This is a genomic window from Kocuria sp. KSNUG, from assembly GCF_049532735.1.
Lineage (GTDB): Bacteria > Actinomycetota > Actinomycetes > Actinomycetales > Micrococcaceae > Kocuria > Kocuria rhizophila.
On sequence record NZ_CP150981.1, the window covers coordinates 1,617,012 to 1,634,286 of the forward strand.

At 70.4% G+C, this 17,275-nt stretch carries 13 protein-coding genes and 1 tRNA gene; 4 read left to right on the plus strand and 10 right to left on the minus strand.

Annotated elements, in window-relative coordinates; genetic code table 11:
* Positions 1-20: 20 nt before the first annotated feature.
* Both AABM36_RS07005 and orn read right to left on the minus strand, forming a co-directional pair.
* Positions 21-96, minus strand: a tRNA-His gene (locus tag AABM36_RS07005).
* A 106-nt stretch (positions 97-202) separates the two neighbouring features.
* The gene (orn, locus tag AABM36_RS07010; protein WP_223246194.1) at positions 203-826 is read right to left on the minus strand and encodes an oligoribonuclease; all 624 of its coding nucleotides are present in this window, start codon (positions 824-826) and stop codon (positions 203-205) included.
* Between the two features lie 247 nt (positions 827-1,073).
* Between orn and mptB the strand changes: the two genes are divergently transcribed.
* Positions 1,074-2,642, plus strand: a complete 1,569-nt coding sequence (mptB, locus tag AABM36_RS07015; RefSeq protein WP_423445467.1) for a polyprenol phosphomannose-dependent alpha 1,6 mannosyltransferase MptB — start codon at positions 1,074-1,076, stop codon at positions 2,640-2,642.
* Positions 2,643-2,768: 126 nt separating this feature from the next.
* On the opposite strand, the gene glnA is transcribed toward mptB, so the two are convergent.
* Entirely contained in the window at positions 2,769-4,193 is a 1,425-nt protein-coding gene (gene glnA / locus AABM36_RS07020) for a type I glutamate--ammonia ligase (protein ID WP_070636459.1), read from the minus strand.
* Positions 4,194-4,420: 227 nt separating this feature from the next.
* Between glnA and AABM36_RS07025 the strand changes: the two genes are divergently transcribed.
* The gene (locus AABM36_RS07025; protein WP_102614078.1) at positions 4,421-4,867 is read left to right on the plus strand and encodes an RDD family protein; all 447 of its coding nucleotides are present in this window, start codon (positions 4,421-4,423) and stop codon (positions 4,865-4,867) included.
* A gap of 1 nt (position 4,868) precedes the next feature.
* Here the strand turns inward: AABM36_RS07025 and AABM36_RS07030 are convergent, their stop codons facing one another.
* From AABM36_RS07030 to lipB, 3 genes are all read right to left on the minus strand, one after another.
* Entirely contained in the window at positions 4,869-5,618 is a 750-nt protein-coding gene (locus AABM36_RS07030; protein ID WP_039100836.1) for a DUF4191 domain-containing protein, read from the minus strand.
* A 206-nt stretch (positions 5,619-5,824) separates the two neighbouring features.
* The gene (gene lipA, locus AABM36_RS07035; protein WP_019310701.1) at positions 5,825-6,832 is read right to left on the minus strand and encodes a lipoyl synthase; all 1,008 of its coding nucleotides are present in this window, start codon (positions 6,830-6,832) and stop codon (positions 5,825-5,827) included.
* Between the two features lie 85 nt (positions 6,833-6,917).
* Positions 6,918-7,640, minus strand: coding sequence for a lipoyl(octanoyl) transferase LipB (lipB, locus tag AABM36_RS07040; protein ID WP_059281907.1), 723 nt, complete (start codon positions 7,638-7,640; stop codon positions 6,918-6,920).
* Between the two features lie 75 nt (positions 7,641-7,715).
* Here lipB and AABM36_RS07045 point away from each other — a divergent pair, with 75 nt between their 5' ends.
* Positions 7,716-10,073 (plus strand): serine/threonine protein kinase, encoded by a 2,358-nt coding sequence (locus AABM36_RS07045; RefSeq protein ID WP_423445470.1) that lies wholly within the window; start codon positions 7,716-7,718, stop codon positions 10,071-10,073.
* Between the two features lie 83 nt (positions 10,074-10,156).
* Here the strand turns inward: AABM36_RS07045 and AABM36_RS07050 are convergent, their stop codons facing one another.
* The 4 genes from AABM36_RS07050 to AABM36_RS07065 all read right to left on the minus strand — a co-directional run bounded on the left by AABM36_RS07050 (position 10,157) and on the right by AABM36_RS07065 (position 16,089).
* A complete protein-coding gene (locus AABM36_RS07050) occupies positions 10,157-10,504 on the minus strand; it encodes a hypothetical protein (RefSeq protein WP_019310698.1) in 348 nt (115 codons plus the stop codon).
* A gap of 168 nt (positions 10,505-10,672) precedes the next feature.
* Positions 10,673-12,904, minus strand: a complete 2,232-nt coding sequence (gene sucB / locus AABM36_RS07055; RefSeq protein ID WP_423445473.1) for a 2-oxoglutarate dehydrogenase, E2 component, dihydrolipoamide succinyltransferase — start codon at positions 12,902-12,904, stop codon at positions 10,673-10,675.
* Positions 12,905-13,022: 118 nt separating this feature from the next.
* Positions 13,023-14,390 carry a dihydrolipoyl dehydrogenase gene (lpdA, locus tag AABM36_RS07060; protein ID WP_047978638.1) on the minus strand — a complete coding sequence of 456 codons (1,368 nt, stop codon included), beginning with the start codon at positions 14,388-14,390 and terminating at the stop codon, positions 13,023-13,025.
* Between the two features lie 172 nt (positions 14,391-14,562).
* The gene (locus AABM36_RS07065) at positions 14,563-16,089 is read right to left on the minus strand and encodes a leucyl aminopeptidase (protein WP_423445475.1); all 1,527 of its coding nucleotides are present in this window, start codon (positions 16,087-16,089) and stop codon (positions 14,563-14,565) included.
* A 216-nt stretch (positions 16,090-16,305) separates the two neighbouring features.
* Here AABM36_RS07065 and AABM36_RS07070 point away from each other — a divergent pair, with 216 nt between their 5' ends.
* Positions 16,306-17,238, plus strand: a complete 933-nt coding sequence (locus tag AABM36_RS07070; protein ID WP_019310694.1) for a proteasome assembly chaperone family protein — start codon at positions 16,306-16,308, stop codon at positions 17,236-17,238.
* The last annotated feature ends 37 nt before the right edge of the window (positions 17,239-17,275 follow it).

Consider the following 17,275-nt stretch of genomic DNA (forward strand, 5'->3'; position numbering starts at 1 on the left):
ATGCCGCGTTCTTCGGGTGATGGGGTGAGCGACGGGGGTTGAACCCGCGACCTCCTGGACCACAACCAGGCGCTCTGCCGACTGAGCTACGCCCACCATGAAACCCGTTGCGGAACGCTGTGCGTCCCTCCGGGCAACGACGACCACTATAGCGCACGTTCGGCCGCATTCCCGCATCGGGGCGCCGGCCGCGCAGGCGGGGTCAGTGGCCCGAACGGGTGGGGGAGGCCTGGATCAGCGCGGCGACCCTGCGGGCGTCGTCGGACGTGGGCCCCGGGTCCCCGGGGAACAGGATGTGGCGGTAGTAGCGCAGCTCGTCGATCGAGTCCTCGATGTCTCCCAGCGCGCGGTGGTTGCCGGTCTTCTCCGGTGCCTGGAAGTAGGCCCGCGGGTACCAGCGGCGGGCCAGCTCCTTGATCGTGGAGACGTCGATGATCCGGTAGTGCAGGTGGTCCACGAGCTCCGGCATGTCCCGGCTCAGGAACGTCTTGTCGGTGCCCACGGAGTTGCCACCCAGGGGGGCCTTGCCCGCCTCGGGAACCCACTCGCGGATGTAGTCCAGCACCATGGCCTGGGCCTGGGCCATGTCCGTGCCCTTCTCCAGCTCGGGGAGCAGGCCGGACTTCTCGTGCATGGTGCGCACGAAGTCGTTCATCTGCTCCAGCGCCTGCTGCGGCGGCTTGATCACCACGTCCACGCCGCTGCCGAGCACGTTCAGCTCGTCGTCGGTCACGAGCGCGGCCACTTCGATCAACGCGTCATCGGACAGGGACAACCCCGTCATCTCGCAGTCGATCCACACGATTCTCCGGTTTCCAGTCGTCACGCCGTCCAATCTATCGCGCCGCGCGCCCCTCCCGCGCCCGCGGCCGGATGCCGCCCCGGGTCACGGCGCGAGGCCGCCCCGGGGTTCCGCCACGACGGCGCCCACCGGTCGGGCACGACGCCGCCCGGGCCCGGTACCGACGCCGCGCGGTAGGATCGGCCCCGACGTCTCCACCGGGCACCCGCACAGGAGACACCCGCCGGAGCATTCGTCCACGCCCGGCACGCACTCGACCGGGAGGAGCGCCGTGCGCCCCACGTCCACGACGGACCGCCACGCCACGAGGCCCCCGGGAACGGGTGCGCCGCGAGCGGAACGGGACGCGGCGACGTCGTCCTCCCTGCGCCGGACGGTGCTCATGGGCACGCTGGGCTCGGTGATGCTGTTCCTCGGCTCCCTGGGCGTCGGGTGGCTGGCCAGTGTGTCCGGGCTGCGACGCAATCCCCTGGTCATGTGGATGCGCTTCGAGACCCTGGGTGTCGTCGTGTCCGTGGTGCTGCTGGCCCTGGGGGCCATGCTCCTGGTGCGGCAGTGGCTGCGGCTGGGGCAGAAGCTGCACCCGTGGGGGCCGCAGAGCGCACGGTGGGTGCTGATCGCGATCGCCGCGTGGGCGGGGCCCATGCTCGTGAGCATCCCGCTGTTCAGCCGTGACGTGTACTCGTACATCGGGCAGGGGCGGGTCATGGCCAACGGTCTGAACCCGTACGAGTCCGGGGTCTCGTCCATCGACAACTTCTTCCAGCTCGGCGCGGACCAGCTGTGGGCCGAGTCCCCTCCGCCCTACGGGCCCGTCTTCCTGTGGATCGAGCAGCTGGTGGTCACGCTGTCGGGCGGCAACCCCGACGTGGCGGTGTTGCTGTTCCGAGCCCTGTGCGTGGTCTCCGTGATCGCGTGCATGTGGGTGATCCCGCGCCTGGCCCGACTGCACGGGGTCAACCCCCGCCGCGCGCTGTGGCTCTCGGTGGCCAATCCGCTGTTCCTCACCAACTTCGTGATCGCCGCGCACAACGACGCCATCATGCTCGCGCTCGCCCTGCTGGGAACCTACGCGGCGGCCGTGCAGCGCAACTGGAAGGGTGGGCTGATCGGCACCACCCTCGTGACCCTCTCGGTGGCCATCAAACCCATCACCCTGGTGTTCCTGCCCTTCGTGGGCCTGCTGTGGGCGGGCAGGAACGCCGGCTGGCCCCGCAAGTTCGTGGTGTGGGCCCTCACGCTGGCCTACTCCGTGGTGCTGCTGGCCGTCATGGGACTGGTCAGCGGCTTCGGCTTCGGGTGGGTCTCCGCGGTGTCCACCCCGGGCACGGTGTACATCTGGTACGCGCCCTTCGGGCTGCTGGGGCTCTTCGCGCAGCTCGTGGGGGACTCGTGGGGCCTCGACGGCTCCGCGTGGATGGAGGCCGTGCACACCCTGGGCACGGTGGTCGCGGCGGGCGTGGCGATCGCGCTGATGTTCGTGGGGCGCGATGCCACCATCATGCGCCGGCTCGCGTGGTCCATGGCGGGCTTCGTGCTGCTCGCCCCGATCATCCAGGCCTGGTACGTGGTGTGGCTGATCCCCTTGTTCGCCATCACCGGGATCCGCCCCGACTGGCAGACGGACGTGCTGTTCTTCGTCACGGGGTTCTTCTCGGTCTACGCCGTGGTGGACCAGCTGGACATCTTCCCCTACCTGGACCTCAGCCTCATCGCGGCCCGCGTGATCGCCGCGCTGCTCGCGCTGACGTACGGGATCTACCTCTGGGCCCTGGACCCGGCCACGCGCCGCATCCGCCGCCACGGGCCGGCACCGGGGCAACGGCCCGTGGTGCTCTAGACCCGGGTGCGCTAGACCCGGGTGCTCCAGACCCGGGTGCTCCAGACCCGGTGCCGCGAACCCGTGCACGGACCGGCGGCCCCGTTCCACAGGGAACGGGGCCGCCGGTCCGTCAGTGGGCGCAGCTCACACGCCGTAGTAGAGCTGGAACTCCAGGGGGTGGGGGACCAGCGAGAGCGGCTTGAGCTCGAACTCGCGCTTGTACTCGATCCAGGACTCGATCAGGTCCTCGGTGAACACGTCACCGGCGAGCAGGAACTCGTGGTCCTCCTCCAGGGCCTTCAGCGCCTCCTCGAGTGAGGTGGGGGCCTTCTTGATGTCCTTGGCCTCCTCCGGGGGCAGCTCGTAGAGGTCCTTGTCCACCGGGTCCGCGGGCTCGATCCGGTTGCGGATGCCGTCCAGGCCCGCCATCAGCTGTGCGGCGAACGCGAGGTACGGGTTGCAGGAGGGGTCCGGGGCGCGGAACTCCAGGCGCTTGGCCTTGGGGTTGGTGCCCGTGATGGGGATGCGGATGCCCGCGGAGCGGTTGCCCTGCGAGTAGACCATGTTCACGGGGGCCTCGTAGCCCTTGACCAGGCGGCGGTAGGAGTTGACCGTGGGGTTGGTGAACGCCAGCACGGCGGAGGAGTGCTCCAGCAGACCGCCGATGTACCAGCGGGCCACGTCCGAGAGACCGGCATAGCCCTTCTCGTCGTAGAACAGCGGCTCGCCGCCCTTCCACAGGGACTGGTGGCAGTGCATGCCGGAGCCGTTGTCGTCGTACACGGGCTTGGGCATGAAGGTGACGGACTTGCCGTAGGCATCCGCGGTGTTCTTGATGACGTACTTGAACTTCAGCAGGTCGTCGGCCGCGGCGGTCAGGGTGGAGAATTTGTAGTTGATCTCCGCCTGGCCGGAGGCGCCCACCTCGTGGTGGGAGCGCTCGACCTCGAGACCCACCTCGTCCAGGGCCACGCACATGGCGTCACGCAGGTCCGCCTGCTTGTCCACGGGGGACACGGGGAAGTAGCCGCCCTTGAGGGCGGTCTTGTTGGCCAGGTTGCCACCCTCCTCCTTGCGGCCGCTGTTCCACGGGGCCTCCTCGGAGTCCAGCTTGTAGAAGGTGGACTCCGGGCGGACCTGGAAGCGGGCGTCGTCGAACACGAAGAACTCGGCCTCGGACGCGAAGTTGGCGGTGTCCGCGATGCCCGTGGAGGCCAGGTAGGCCTCGGCGCGCTCGGCCACACCGCGGGGGTCGCGGTGGTAGGGCTCACCGGTGCGGGGGTTCACGATCGAGCACGTGACCACCAGGGTCTTCTCCACGCGGAAGGGATCCACGAAGGCCGACTGGGGGTCGGGGATCAGCTGCATGTCGGACTCGGCGATGCCCTGGAAGCCGCGGATCGAGGACCCGTCGAAGAGCTGGCCGTCCGTGAAGAAATCCTCGTCCACCGCCTTGGCCGGCAGGTTGAAGTGCTGCTGCACCCCGGGCATGTCCGTGAAGCGGAGGTCGACGAACACGACCTCCTCGTCCTTGAGGAATGCCAGAACTTCTTCGGCTGATTGGAACATGGACCTGTTCTCCTTGTCTGTGGGCGTCCGATCGACGCCGCGGCGGACCCTGTCGGGGACCGCGGCCGTTCGATTCTGGTGTCCAGCGTAGGAACCTGGCGTTGCCCACCCGTGACGCGCGTGTTTCGCGCGTGTAACAGCCCCGGGAGGGCGGCCGACCGGTCAGTACGGGTCCCAGTCTAGCGAGGCTGCACGGGGTCACCGGGCGCGGCGGATAGGCTGGAACCATGATTTCTCGCCAGGACATGGGCTCGTGGCTCGACGGCGCCCCGGGCTCGGGCAGCCCCTATCCGGGCCGTCGGCTCGGCCGCCCCCCGGAGGGCCCGGCCTCGATCGCACGCTTCGCACCCCGGGTGGTGGCGCTCGTGATCGACTGGCTCATTTCCCTGCTGATCGCGGGGCTGTTCCTCGCGCAGTGGAACGGTGCCGGGCTCATGAACCTGCTGGTGTTCTTCGTGCTGAGCGCGCTCATGGTCGGCTTCTTCGGGCGTTCCCCGGGCCACTGGATCATGGGTCTGCAGGTGCAGACGATGAACGGCCGCCCCGCCGGTTTCGGCAGAGCGGCCGTTCGGTCCCTCTTGATCTGTCTTGTGGTCCCGCCGCTCGTGGTGGACGAGGACCACCGCGGGCTGCACGACCGCGCCGTGGGCACGGTGCTGGTGCGCGTGCGCTGACTCAGCGGCCGCGCATGGACTTCCGGTCCGGGCGGGCGCGGGTGGGGTCCACGCCCTTGGGGATGGGCAGCTTGTTCTGCAGGGTGTTCATCCGGCGGTAGACCACCTGGACCTCCTGCTTGGTGAGCTTGTTGTCCAGCCCGCGCAGCTGCTTGGTGAGCTTGTTCAGGGGCACCTGGCCCTCACCGTTGCCGGACTTGATCACGTGGATCGGGACGTTGGTGATCACCGGGCCGATGCGCCGGCGCTCTTTCTTGACGAGCTTGTCCACGCGGTTCACGGGGCCCTCGGTGATGAAGACGACGCCGGGGCGGCCCACGGCGCGGAACAGCAGGTCCTTGGACTTGGGGTCCATGGCCGCGGGCTCCTCCTCCACGATCCAGCCGCGCTTGAGCGTGGACAGGGCGGCACCGGCGGCACCGGGCTGACCCTCGATCCGGGTGAACGCGGCGCGTTCGGCGCGCCGGGACAGCAGGATCACGGCCGCTAGCACGGCGAAGGGGATGCCGATCAGGAACCACGTGATCCAGTTGCCCAGGGCCACACCGATGAGCAGGAACACCAGGAGCACAGCGAGACCGAGCAGGATCATCCACCACAGGATGTTCGGCTCGTTCTCGCGGGTCATCTGGAAGACCTGCTTCATCTGCGCGAAGACGCCGGGGCCCTTGGCGGCCTTGCGCTGCCGCTTCTCCTCGCGCTTGCGGTCGCGCTCGGCGGCCTTGGCCTTGGTGGACGTGGCTGGTGACACGGTGCTTCCTCGCAGTTGGTGGTAGGGGATCGGGGCCATTCTATCCGCTGACCGGGCGGGTCCGGCCCGGGACGCAGCGGCCGTCGCACGGCGCGGGGGTCGGCCGCACGGGAGACGACGACGCCGCCCGGGCGGGGGCGGCGTCGTCGTCGGTCCGTGGGTGGGCGGGGCCTCGGCCCGTGAGCGGGATCCGTCCGCCCGCGGGCTCAGCTCAGGCGGGCCAGCAGGGAGGAGGCCTCCTGGGCGGCGGAGCCGGAGTCGTCGATGTGCGAGAGGTGCTCCGGGATCTCGCGCCCCATCTTCTTCATGGCCCGTGCCCACAGCTTGCCGGCGCGGTAGCTGGAACGGACCATGGGCCCGGCCATGACCCCCAGGAAGCCGATCTCCTCGGCGGCCTTGGAGAGCTCCACGAACGTCTCGGGCTTCACCCAGCGGTCGATGGGGTGGAACGTGGGGCCCGGGCGCAGGTACTGCGTGAGCGTGATGATGTCGCAGCCGGCGTCGTGGAGGTCGCACAGGGCCTCGTAGGCCTCGTCGTCCGTCTCGCCCATGCCCAGGATCAGGTTGGACTTCACGATCATGCCGTGCTCCTTGCCCTGCGTGAGCACGTCCAGGGAGCGCTCGTACGCGAAGGCGGGGCGGATCTGCTTGAAGATCCGGGGCACCGTCTCCAGGTTGTGGGCGAAGACCTCGGGCTGGGCGTCGATGACCTGCTGGACGGCGTCCGGCTGGCCCTTGAAGTCCGGGATGAGGATCTCCACGCCCGTGCTGGGGTTCATGGTGTGGATGGCGCGGATGGTCTCCGCGTTGAGCCAGGCGCCGCCGTCCGCGAGGTCGTCGCGGGCCACGGAGGTCACCGTGGCGTACCGCAGACCGAGGTCCCGGACGGACTCCGCCACCTTGCGGGGCTCGGCCACGTCCACCATGCCGGGTTTGCCCGTGGCGATGTCGCAGAAGTCGCAGCGGCGCGTGCACGTGTCACCACCGATGAGGAAGGTGGCCTCGCGGTCCTCCCAGCACTCGTAGATGTTGGGACAGCCGGCCTCCTCGCACACCGTGTGCAGGCCGCGGCCGCGGGCCATGGACTTCAGCTCGGTGAACTGGGGGCCCATCTTGGCCGTGTTCTTCATCCACGACGGCTTCTTCTCGATGGGCACCTCGGCGTTGCGTGCCTCGACGCGCAGCAGCTTGCGGCCTTCGGGTGCGATCGTCATGCGTACTCCTCGCTGGTGGCGATGGGTGCTCCGTACCGCGTGGTGTCGGCGGGGGAGCGCTTCGACAGGTGTGGGCCGGGTCCCCTCAGGACACGGTGCTCGACGCCGCGCCGGGCGCGGGTGCCAGCCGCAGCGGCGGGGCCGGGGAATCGGGTTCGAACGGGACGCACAGATCGGACTCCCGTGCGGTGAGCTCCTGCTCCATACGTGCCACAACGTCCACCGGGTCGATGCGATTCCCGGTCTCCTCGCTCAGGGACGTGACGCCGGCGTCCGTGATGCCGCACGGGATGATCTTGCCGAACGGGCGCAGGTCGTTGGAGCAGTTCAAGGCGAAGCCGTGCAGCGTGGCGCGCTTGGACACCTGCACGCCGATGGCCGAGATCTTCCGGTCCGGACCGCGCTCGTCCGCGAGCACCCAGGCACCCGAGCGGCCCTCCACGGTGGTGGCAGGAACACCGAAGTCCCGCACCACGGCGATGATGACCTCCTCCAGCACGCGCACGAAGCGCACGACGTCCAGGGGGATGGGAAGACGCACGATGGGGTACCCCACCAGCATGCCCGGGCCGTGGTAGGTGAGCTTGCCTCCGCGGCCGATCGGCACCACCTCGGTGCCGTCCCACGGGTACTCGTGCTTCTCGGTCCGGCGCCCGGCGGTGTACACGGGATCGTGCTCGACCATGAGCACGGTGTTGCCGCGGGTGCCCGCCACGACCTCCTGGTGGACCTGCCGCTGGAGGTCCAGGCACTCGCGGTAGTTCACCAGCTCCGGGGCGAATCCGATGCGTTCGAAGTGCAGAGCCATTCGACCAGCTTATCCCTTCCCCCCACCCTGTGGATAACGTGAGCGGGCGCACAGCCCGCGCGGCACAGTGGGGGCATGCACACACACCGATCACGTCACGGGCACGGTTTCCCGCCGTCCGAGCCGCCGTCGGAGCCGCGGTCCCCGCAGACCGCCGAGGACCGCCCTGCCGCGTCCCGGCCCTCGGCCATGGACCGGGTCCGCGCGGCGCGCGCCATGACCCGGCGATCACAGGGCGCGGACCCCGCCCCGGTGCCCAGGACCTTCGATTCCGCCCCGGCACTCGGGGACCCCGACGCCGCCCCGGCACTCGGGCGCCGTGATGTCTCCGCTCGGGCAGCACCGGAGATGCCCTCGGCGGGGAGTCCTGGCGGGGATCCGGACGGGCAGGTGCGTGGGCGCACGGCAGGAGACCCGGGCGGGCGCGAGAAAGCCGGGTCCGGCGGCGTCGTGCCGGGCGACCACAGCCCGGGCTCTGGCGCGGGCGACGGCGAGGTGTCCGAAGCAGCCCTGCTCGGGGGACTGGAGCTTGCGGGGGTGCTGAGCGAGGGGGCGGGAACCCGCACGTGGCGGGCGCACGAGTCCACCACCCGGGAGGAGTTCACGGTGACCTTTGCGGTCGCGGAGGACCCGGTCCTGCGCCGCGATCTCGAGGCGCACTTCGCGGAGCTCGTGGCGGCGTGGTCCGAGAACCCGCACCCTCACCTCGTGTCCGTGCGGGCCACCCTGGAGCAGGACGGCCGGGTCGCGGGGCTCGTCACGGACCACGTCAGGGGCACGACTCTTGCGCAGCGCGCCCGCGAGGCGGGGCGGATCACACCGGAGGAGATCGCACCCGTGCTCGCGGCCGCGGCCCGGGGGCTCGGCCACCTCCACGAGCACGGCTGGGTGCACGGGGGTCTCAGCGCGGAGCACGTGATCGTCACCGCGGAGGGGCAGGTGCTGCTGGACGGCTACGGCGTGCGCCCGGGGCGCAGTGGCTTCCCTGCAGCGTGGGGCCACGGGGACCGCTCGACGGCGCCGGGGCTGCTGGACGGAGACCCGGAGGGCGCCCCCGACCGCACTGGGGGGACCGCGGCCGGCCCGGCATCCGGGGCCCAGGACGTGTACGCGCTCGGTGTCCTGGGGTGGCGGGCGCTCACCGGGCGCATGCCTGGGCCGGATTCGCACCGGGTTCCGCTCACCCTCATGGTGCCCTCCGCACCGCGGCACCTCGTGCTCATGCTGGAGGCCGCCCTCGCCGACGACCCGTCCGTCCGCCCCACCGCCGGGGAGCTCGCGGCCGGGTTCGCCGCTCCCGCTCCCAGGTCCGCGCCCGCGCGGCGGCCGCAGGAGCGTATGACCCCGGAAGTGATCCGTGCGGACGGCACCGTGGTGCGGTCCCGCCGGAGGTTCTCAGCCCGCGCCTCTGGCTCAGAGGGAGGTGACGTCGCCCGCAGACGGGGATCGGGGGCGGCACGTGACCGCCGCAGGAGCACCACCCGCACGGGCACGATCCGCTCCGGTCGTTCGGTGAGGGGCCCCGAACGTCGTGCGAACACTGCGGGCGGGGCAGCCTCGGCTCTCGGGCACGGGGATGCCCGCGTCGGGTGGATGGGACGAGCAGGAAACCACCCGAGAGTGCTTGCCATGGTGGCGGCCGCGAGTCTCGCCACCCTGCTGGCCTGCGGTTACGCCGCGTGGACCGGATCAGACGGCGCGGGTGTGGACCCGGAGGCCGCGGCGTCGTCTGCGGCGGTTCCTGGCCCGGTGACTGCGGCGGACCCGGGAAAGGCGGCCGGCGCGGCCGGGGCAGTTCCGGGGACGGCAGCTGGCCCGGACGCGCCACCGACGTCCTCGGCGTCAGCCGGGCCCGAGCCGGCGGAGGGACGAACCGGGCGAACCGCGGGCGAGAGTGCCGATGGAGACGGTGCCGATGGAAGCCCGGCGGAACGCACGGGTCGGGAGGGCGGCACGCCGCACTCGGAGGCACCCGGTGCGAGGGCTCAGGACAAGGAGGGAGAAGCACGGGAGGCCGTCACGCAGCTCGTCTCCGCCCGGGCGGCGGCACTGGCGGCTGGTGACGAAGCCGCGGTCTCGGCGGTGTACGTCCCGGATTCGGCGCTCGCGGCCAAGGACCGTGACTTGATCCGTCGCGCCGCCGCGCAGCCTGCTCCGGGGACCGGCGAGACCCCCCTCTCCGGGCTCAGCATGGAGGTGGAGTCCCTGGAGGAGGAGGAACGGGTGCCGGGAGGGCGCCTCACCCCGGCGGAGGAGGCGCGCACGCGCACCTACCGTGCCGAGATCGTGACCCGCGGCTGGGACGGCGCGGTGCCCACGCAGGCCCATGTCCGACGTGACGGGGCGCGGGCGCGACAGGCAGTGCGCGTGACCGTGGTGTGGACGCCGGAGGGATGGCGTCTCGCGGACGTGGCCCCGCTGCCGTCACGGTGACCCCGACATGGAGGGACCCCGGCTCCCGCGGTCCAGAGGACTGCGGGCGCCGGGGTTCCGGAGGTCGAACCAGGCGGTTCAGATCACCAGAACACGGCCACGGCGGCGTTGATGAGCGCCATGCCGCCCACCGCGTGCGCGAGGCCCGTGGACACGGGCTCGTTGCGCTGGGTCTTGCGCATGCCGATGAAGGCGGCCACGAGCACCACCAGCAGGATCACGATCTTGACGGTGATCTTGGCGTAGTTGATGGAGCCGCCGCCCATCTCGTGGATGCCCACCAGGCCCAGACCGGTGATGAGCATGAGCACGGCGGCCCAGAACTGGCCGGCGGTCACGGTGGGGCGCTTCATGGTGTAGATCCACGTGCCAACGATCACAGCGACGCCCACGATGTGGAGGAAGAGGAGGAGGTTCAGCAGGAATGTCATGGATCGAGACTAACCGAGACAGCGGCTCTCGGAAGCGACCACGGGCCCGGGACGCGGCGTGCGTGAGGCACTCCACATCCCGGGCCCGTGGGGCGGGTTACCGGACGGTGGCGTGCAGACGGTTCACGGGGCGCAGCCCCCCACCATCCGCACACGTCGAACCGTCGCTCAGAGACCGACCTCCGACTCGAACTGCCCGGCCTCCAGGCGCTTCTTGAGGGTGCTCAGGAAGCGACCGGCGTCCGCGCCGTCCACCAGACGGTGGTCGTAGGTCAGCGACAGGTAGCACATGTGGCGGATGGCGATCGTGTCGTTGCCTTCCGCGTCCGTGACCACCATGGGCCGCTTCACGATCGAACCGGTCCCCAGGATGCCCACCTGCGGCTGGTTGATGATCGGGGTGTCGAACAGTGCACCGAACGAGCCGATGTTCGTGATGGTGAACGTGCCGCCGGCCAGCGCATCCGGGGAGATGCTGCCGTCCTTGGCGGAGGCGCCCAGCTCGGCGATCTGCTTGGCCAGGCCACCCAGGTTGAGGTCACCGGCGTTCTTCACGACCGGCACCAGCAGCCCGCGGGGGGTGTCCACCGCGATCGCGATGTCCTCGGAGCCGTTGTAGACGATCTCCTTGGAGTCTTCCTTGAACGTGGCGTTGAGCACGGGGTGTGCCTGCAGCGCCTCGGCCACGGCCTTCGCGAAGAAGGGCATGAACGTGAGCTTGGCACCCTCGCGCTTCTGGAACTGGTCCTTGGCCTGCTGCCGCAGCTTGGCCACGCGGGTCATGTCCACCTCGGTCACCTGCGTGAGCTGGGCGGAGACGTCCAGGGACTCGCGCATGCGCTTGGCGATGGTCATGCGGATCCGGGGAGCCTTCTCGGTGGTTCCACGCTTGGCGTCCGCAGCCGGGGCGGCGGCGGACTCGGTGCTCTGACGGGACACGGCGGGGGACAGGTCCGCGCCAGTGTCCTGGACGGCGGGAGCCGACGACTTCTCGGCCTTCTCCGCCGCAGCGAGCACGTCCTGCTTGCGGATGCGTCCGCCCACACCGGTACCGGTCAGCGAGTCGAGATCCACGTTCTTCTCGCGGGCGAGCTTGCGCACCAGCGGGGTCACGTAGCCGGGGACGTCCTTGGAGGGGGAACCCGCGGACGAGGAGTCCCCGCCATTCTGCGGCGACGCCTGCTTGGTGTCGGCCTTCGGTGCCTGCTCGGTCTTGGCCTCGGCGGCCTGCTCGGTGTCCTCGCCGGAGTCGGCGGTGGTGGCGGCGTCCTCGACCTTCTCGGCCTTGGTCTCACCGGACTTCTCGGAGGAGCCGTTGTCGGAGCCGGAGTCGCCGGAACCGGCCGCGGACTCGTCGCCCACGATGGCCAGGACCTGGCCGACCTCGGCGTCCTCGTCCTCCTGGACCTTGATCTCCAGGATGGTGCCGGCCACGGGGGAGGGGACCTCGGTGTCGACCTTGTCGGTGGAGACCTCCAGCAGGGGCTCGTCCACCTCGATGCTCTCGCCGACCTGCTTGAGCCAGCGGGTGACGGTGCCCTCGGTCACGGACTCGCCCAGCGCGGGGAGGGTGACCTCCACCGAGTTGCCCGAGGCCTGCTTGGTGTCGGCCGTCGGGGCCTGTTCGGTCTTGGCCTCGGCGGCCTGCTCGGTGTTCTCGCCGGAGTCGGCGGTGGTGGCGGCGTCCTCGACCTTCTCGGCCTTGGTCTCACCGGACTTCTCGGAGGAGCCGTTGTCGGAGCCGGAGCCGGAGTCGCCGGAACCGGCCGCGGACTCGTCGCCCACGATGGCCAGGACCTGGCCGACCTCGGCGTCCTCGTCCTCCTGGACCTTGATCTCCAGGATGGTGCCGGCCACGGGGGAGGGGACCTCGGTGTCGACCTTGTCGGTGGAGACCTCCAGCAGGGGCTCGTCCACCTCGATGCTCTCGCCGACCTGCTTGAGCCAGCGGGTGACGGTGCCCTCGGTCACGGACTCGCCCAGCGCGGGGAGGGTGACCTCCACCGAGTTGCCCGAGGCCTGCTTGGTGTCCGCCTTCGGGGCCTCCTGCGGCTCTTCGGAGGAGTTGCTGGAATCGTCGGAGGAGCCCTGGTCGGAGTCCTGCGCGGCAGGCTCCTCGGCGGTGTCCGCGCCGGAGTCGGAGCCCTGCTCGGATCCGCCGGAGCCGACACCGATCACGACGAGGGGTGCGCCGACCTCGACGTCCTCGTCCTCGTCCACGAGGATCTTCTCGACCACACCGGCCACGGGGGACGGAACCTCGGTGTCCACTTTGTCCGTGGAGACCTCCACCAGGGCCTCGTCCACCGCGACCTCGTCCCCGACCTGCTTCAGCCAGCGGGTGACGGTTCCTTCGGTGACAGACTCACCCAGTGCGGGCAGATTAACGGTTTCAGACATTGTCGCGTCCGTCCCTCTCTACAGAATTTCTCGAAAAATGTTCTACGTGTCCGGGCCCGGGCGGTACCGGGAGGAGCAAGCGGGTGCGTGTCCCCGGGGACGCGCACCCGCTCGTGGCTCAGCCGTGCAGGGGAGAGCCTGCCAGTGCCATGGCGGCCTCTCCGATGGCCTCGTTCTGCGTGGGGTGCGCGTGGACGAACGCCGCGACGTCCTCCGGGTAGGCCTCCCAGTTGACCATGAGCTGGCCCTCACCGATCTGCTCGCTGATGCGGGTGCCGATCGCGTGGAAGCCCACGATGGGGCCGTCCTTCTCGCGCACGAGCTTGATGAGGCCGCCGGTGCCGAGGATCGAGCTCTTGCCGTTGCCGGCCAGGTTGTACTCGAAGGTCTCCACGTTCTCCTTGCCGAACTTCTCCTCGGCCTTGGGCTGCGAGTAGCCCACGGAGGCGATCTCCGGCTCGGTGAAGGTGACCTTGGGAACGTTGATGTCCGGGACCACCACGGGGTTCAGCCCGGCGATCTCTTCGGCCACGAAGCGGCCCTGCTGGTATCCGCGGTGCGCCAGCTGCACGCCGGGAACGATGTCGCCGATCGCGTAGATGTTGCCCACGCCCGTGTGCAGCCGCTCGTTCGGGGTCACGAACCCGCGGTCCATGGGGATGCCCTGGTCCTCGAAGCCCATGTCCGCGGTGTTCGGGCCGCGGCCCACGGCCACGAGCACGATCTCCGCCTCGAACTCCTTGCCGTCCGCGAGGGTCACCTTGGCGCCGTCGTCGTTCTGCTCGACCTTCTCGAAGAAGGTGCCCAGGTTGGACTTGATGCCGCGCTTCTTGAACTCGCGCTCGAGCGTCTTGATGATCGCGGGGTCCTCGTTGGCCACGAGGTGGGGCAGACCCTCGATCACGGTGACGTCCACACCGAACGAGCGCCACATGGAGGCGAACTCGCAGCCGATGACACCGCCGCCGAGGACGATCGCGGACTTGGGCACGAAGTCGATCTCGAGCGCCTCGGTGGAGGTCATCACGCGGCCGCCGATCTCCAGACCCATGGTCTTGGAGACGGATCCGGTGGCCAGGATGATGTGCTCACCCGTGTACGTGGTGCCGTCCACATCGATGGTGTTCTTGCCCGTGAGCTTGCCGTTGCCCTGGATGACATCGACCTTGCGCATCTTCATGAGCCCGGTGAGGCCCTTGTACTTGCCCTGCACGATCTTGTTCTTGTAGTCGCGCACGGCACCCATGTCGATGGACTCCAGAGTGGCCTTGATGCCGTACTTCTCCGACTCCCGGGCGCCCTCTGCGAGCTCAGCGGAGTGCAGGTACGCCTTGGTGGGGATGCAGCCCCAGTGCAGGCACGTGCCGCCGAGCTTCTCCTTCTCGATCAACGCCACGGAGTAGCCCAGCTGCACCGCGCGCAGAGCGGCGGAGTACCCGGCAGATCCTCCGCCCAGGACCAGGATGTCGTATTGGTTGTCGGCCACGTTGGCTCCCTCGGGGTTCGAGTTCTTGGATTCGGATGTCCGCCCGAGGCCCGATCCGGGGTCTGAGGAGGACGGTCACGGTTGGGGTCAAGCCTAACGCCACCCACGGGGCCCCACCAGGTATTGCTGCCCGGTGGGGCCCCGCGACGTGGCGCACTTCACGCGGCGCTGCTCACTCGGCGTGGGCGGCCGCGATCTCGAGCATCGTGCGCACGCCGAAGCCCGTCCCCTCCCTGGGGGTGTAGCCCCACGGCTGGGACTCGTTGAAGGACGGTCCGGCGATGTCGATGTGGGCCCACGGGAGCTTGCGTCCACCCTGCTCCGGCACGAACTCGCGCAGGAACAGGCCGGCCACGAGCATTCCGCCGTGCTTGTCGCCCATGTTCTTCAGGTCCGCCACGAAGGAGTCCAGCGAGGGGCGCAGGTGCTCGGGCAGGGGCATGGGCCACGCGGGCTCGCCCGCGCGCGCGGCGGCGTCGACCACGAGGGAGCGGGCGGCGTCGTCGCCCATGACACCGGCGGTGCGGACGCCGAGCGCGGCCATCTGCGCGCCGGTGAGGGTGGCGATGTCCACGAGCAGGTCGGGGTTCTCCTGGCCGGCGGCCCACAGGCCGTCGGCGAGCACCAGGCGACCCTCGGCGTCCGTGTTGAGCACCTCGACGGTGTGGCCGCTGTGCATGCGCAGGACGTCGCCGGGGCGGGTGGCCGAGCCCGAGGGCAGGTTCTCCGCGAGGCACAGCCAGCCGGTCACGGCCACGGGCAGCTCGAGGGCCGCCGCGGCCAGGACCGTGCTCAGCACGGCCGCGGCACCCGCCATGTCCGACTTCATGGTCATCATCGAGGCCGGCGGCTTCAGGGAGAGCCCGCCCGAGTCGAACGTGATGCCCTTGCCCACCAGGGACACGTGCTTCTTGGCGCGCGCCGGGGACCAGCGCAGCTTCACGAGCCGGGGTCCGTTGACGGAGCCCTGACCCACGCCGAGCAGACCACCGAAGCCGCCGCGGGTCAGCTCCTTCTCCGCGAGCACCTCGACCTTGACCTTGGTGCCCTTGGCGGCGGTGGTGGCCACGTCCGCCACGAACTCCGGGGTGGCGGTGTCCGGGGACAGGTCCACGAGGGTGCGGGTCAGACGCACCGCGCGGGCCACGTGGCGGGCACGCTCGACGGCGGGCTTCGCGGCCTTGGCGAGGTTCTTGGGCACGCTCACCACGGCGGATTCCAGGGGCCGGTCCTTGTCCTCGACGGTGCGGGTCTTCTGAGCGGTGTACACGAACGCCGCGAGGCCCACGCCCTCGGCCACGGCCTGGACCTGCTCGGCGGTGTCCACGGGCAGGGAGACCACGGCGGACGAGGCCCGGCCCTGCAGTGCGCGCACCGCAGAGCCCGCGGCGAGGCGCAGGTCCTCGAGCTGCTCCCGACCCTGGCCCTCGCCGAGGCCCGTGAAGACCACGAGACCGGCGCGGACGTCGTCCGGCGCGGGGACCACGACGACCTTCTCCAGGCGGCCCGAGGCCTGCGCCCGCTCGGCGAGCTGCGCCAGACGACGCCGGACTCCCGCCTTCACGTCGCTCGGCACCGAGACGGTGCCGTCCTGGAGGACGCCCAGCACGAGCGCGTCCGTGGCGGAGTCGCCCAGGGGCTTGGTGGCGGCGGTGAGGCTCACCTCGTGGGTCGTGAGGATCTCTTGCGCTGTGGTCACTGTGATGTCCTTCCACGCCTGGCTGAGAACAGTCGGAGCCGCGGTGCAGGTGGCCGCGGGCCCGGGCGCGATGCGCCGATGTGACACCGATCCTAGTCATCCGGCTGCGGTCTGCGGGGCGGGAATACCCTGTGACCCCGGGGGCGTTCCCTGTCCATCGAGGGCGCGCGCCGTGGTCTGCGGGTGCGCCGCGGCCCGTGTCCACTAGGAGGAGAAGTGCTGGATCCCACGGCCCTGTACCTGGGCAACCCCGCTCTGCTGGGTGATGACCGGCTGCGTGGTCTGCCGATGATCGTGGCCCTCTCCGGGTACGTGGAGGCCGGGCACCTCGCGGGTCAGATCGAGGCAGTGGTCCTCGACTCCATGCCGAGCGAGACGGTGGCACGCTTCGACCTCGACCAGCTCTACGACTACCGTTCGCGGCGCCCCCGGGTGACCTTCGCGGAGGACCACTTCGAGGACTGGGAGGCTCCCGAGCTGAACCTGCACCTCGTCACCGACGGGCTGGACCGGCACTTCCTGCTGCTCACCGGTCCGGAGCCGGACACCCAGTGGGAGCGGTTCGCCGCGGCCGTGGTGGGGCTTGCCCAGCGGTTGCGGGTCTCCCTGGTGGCGATCGTGAACGGCATCCCGATGCCCGTGCCCCACACCCGTCCCGTCCTCGTGACGGCCCACGGTCCGCGCGCGGACCTGTTGCCCCGCATGGGCGGGAGCCGGCCGAGCTTCGAGGTGAGCGCCTCGGCCTCCCACCTGCTGGAGCTGCGCTTCCAGGAGCACGGGATCGACCACGTGGGTCTGTCCGTTCACGTCCCCCAGTACCTCGCGGAGTCCTACCTCCCGCAGGCCGCCGTGGCGGCCCTCGAGCACCTCAGTGCGGTCACGGGCCGCACGCTGCCCACCGACGAGCTGCGGGAGGCCTCCCGGGACGTGATCCGCCAGATCGACGAGCAGGCGAACTCGTCCCCCGAGGTGCAGGCCGTCATCGAGAGCATGGAACGGCGCTACGATGACGTGGTGGACGCGTCCGCCCGCCGGTCCATCCTCGCCGGGCCTGACGACTCCGATCTTCCCGACGCCGACGACCTCGGCGCCGCGGCCGAGGCGTTCCTGGCCGCTCGCAACGACTCGGACGGCCACCAGGACCAGTAGCCCACGGGCCGTGCGCGCGGGGGCAGAGCAATGACAG

What these genes read in the sequence shown, in the direction of transcription:
- glnA (WP_070636459.1), bottom strand. Translation starts at nt 4,193, where the DNA reads ATGTTCCAATCAGCCGAAGAAGTTCTGGCATTCCTCAAGGACGAGGAG.
- AABM36_RS07025 (WP_102614078.1), top strand. Translation starts at nt 4,421, where the DNA reads ATGATTTCTCGCCAGGACATGGGCTCGTGGCTCGACGGCGCCCCGGGC.
- lipA (WP_019310701.1), bottom strand. Translation starts at nt 6,832, where the DNA reads ATGACGATCGCACCCGAAGGCCGCAAGCTGCTGCGCGTCGAGGCACGC.
- lipB (WP_059281907.1), bottom strand. Translation starts at nt 7,640, where the DNA reads ATGGCTCTGCACTTCGAACGCATCGGATTCGCCCCGGAGCTGGTGAAC.
- AABM36_RS07045 (WP_423445470.1), top strand. Translation starts at nt 7,716, where the DNA reads ATGCACACACACCGATCACGTCACGGGCACGGTTTCCCGCCGTCCGAG.
- AABM36_RS07050 (WP_019310698.1), bottom strand. Translation starts at nt 10,504, where the DNA reads ATGACATTCCTGCTGAACCTCCTCCTCTTCCTCCACATCGTGGGCGTC.
- sucB (WP_423445473.1), bottom strand. Translation starts at nt 12,904, where the DNA reads ATGTCTGAAACCGTTAATCTGCCCGCACTGGGTGAGTCTGTCACCGAA.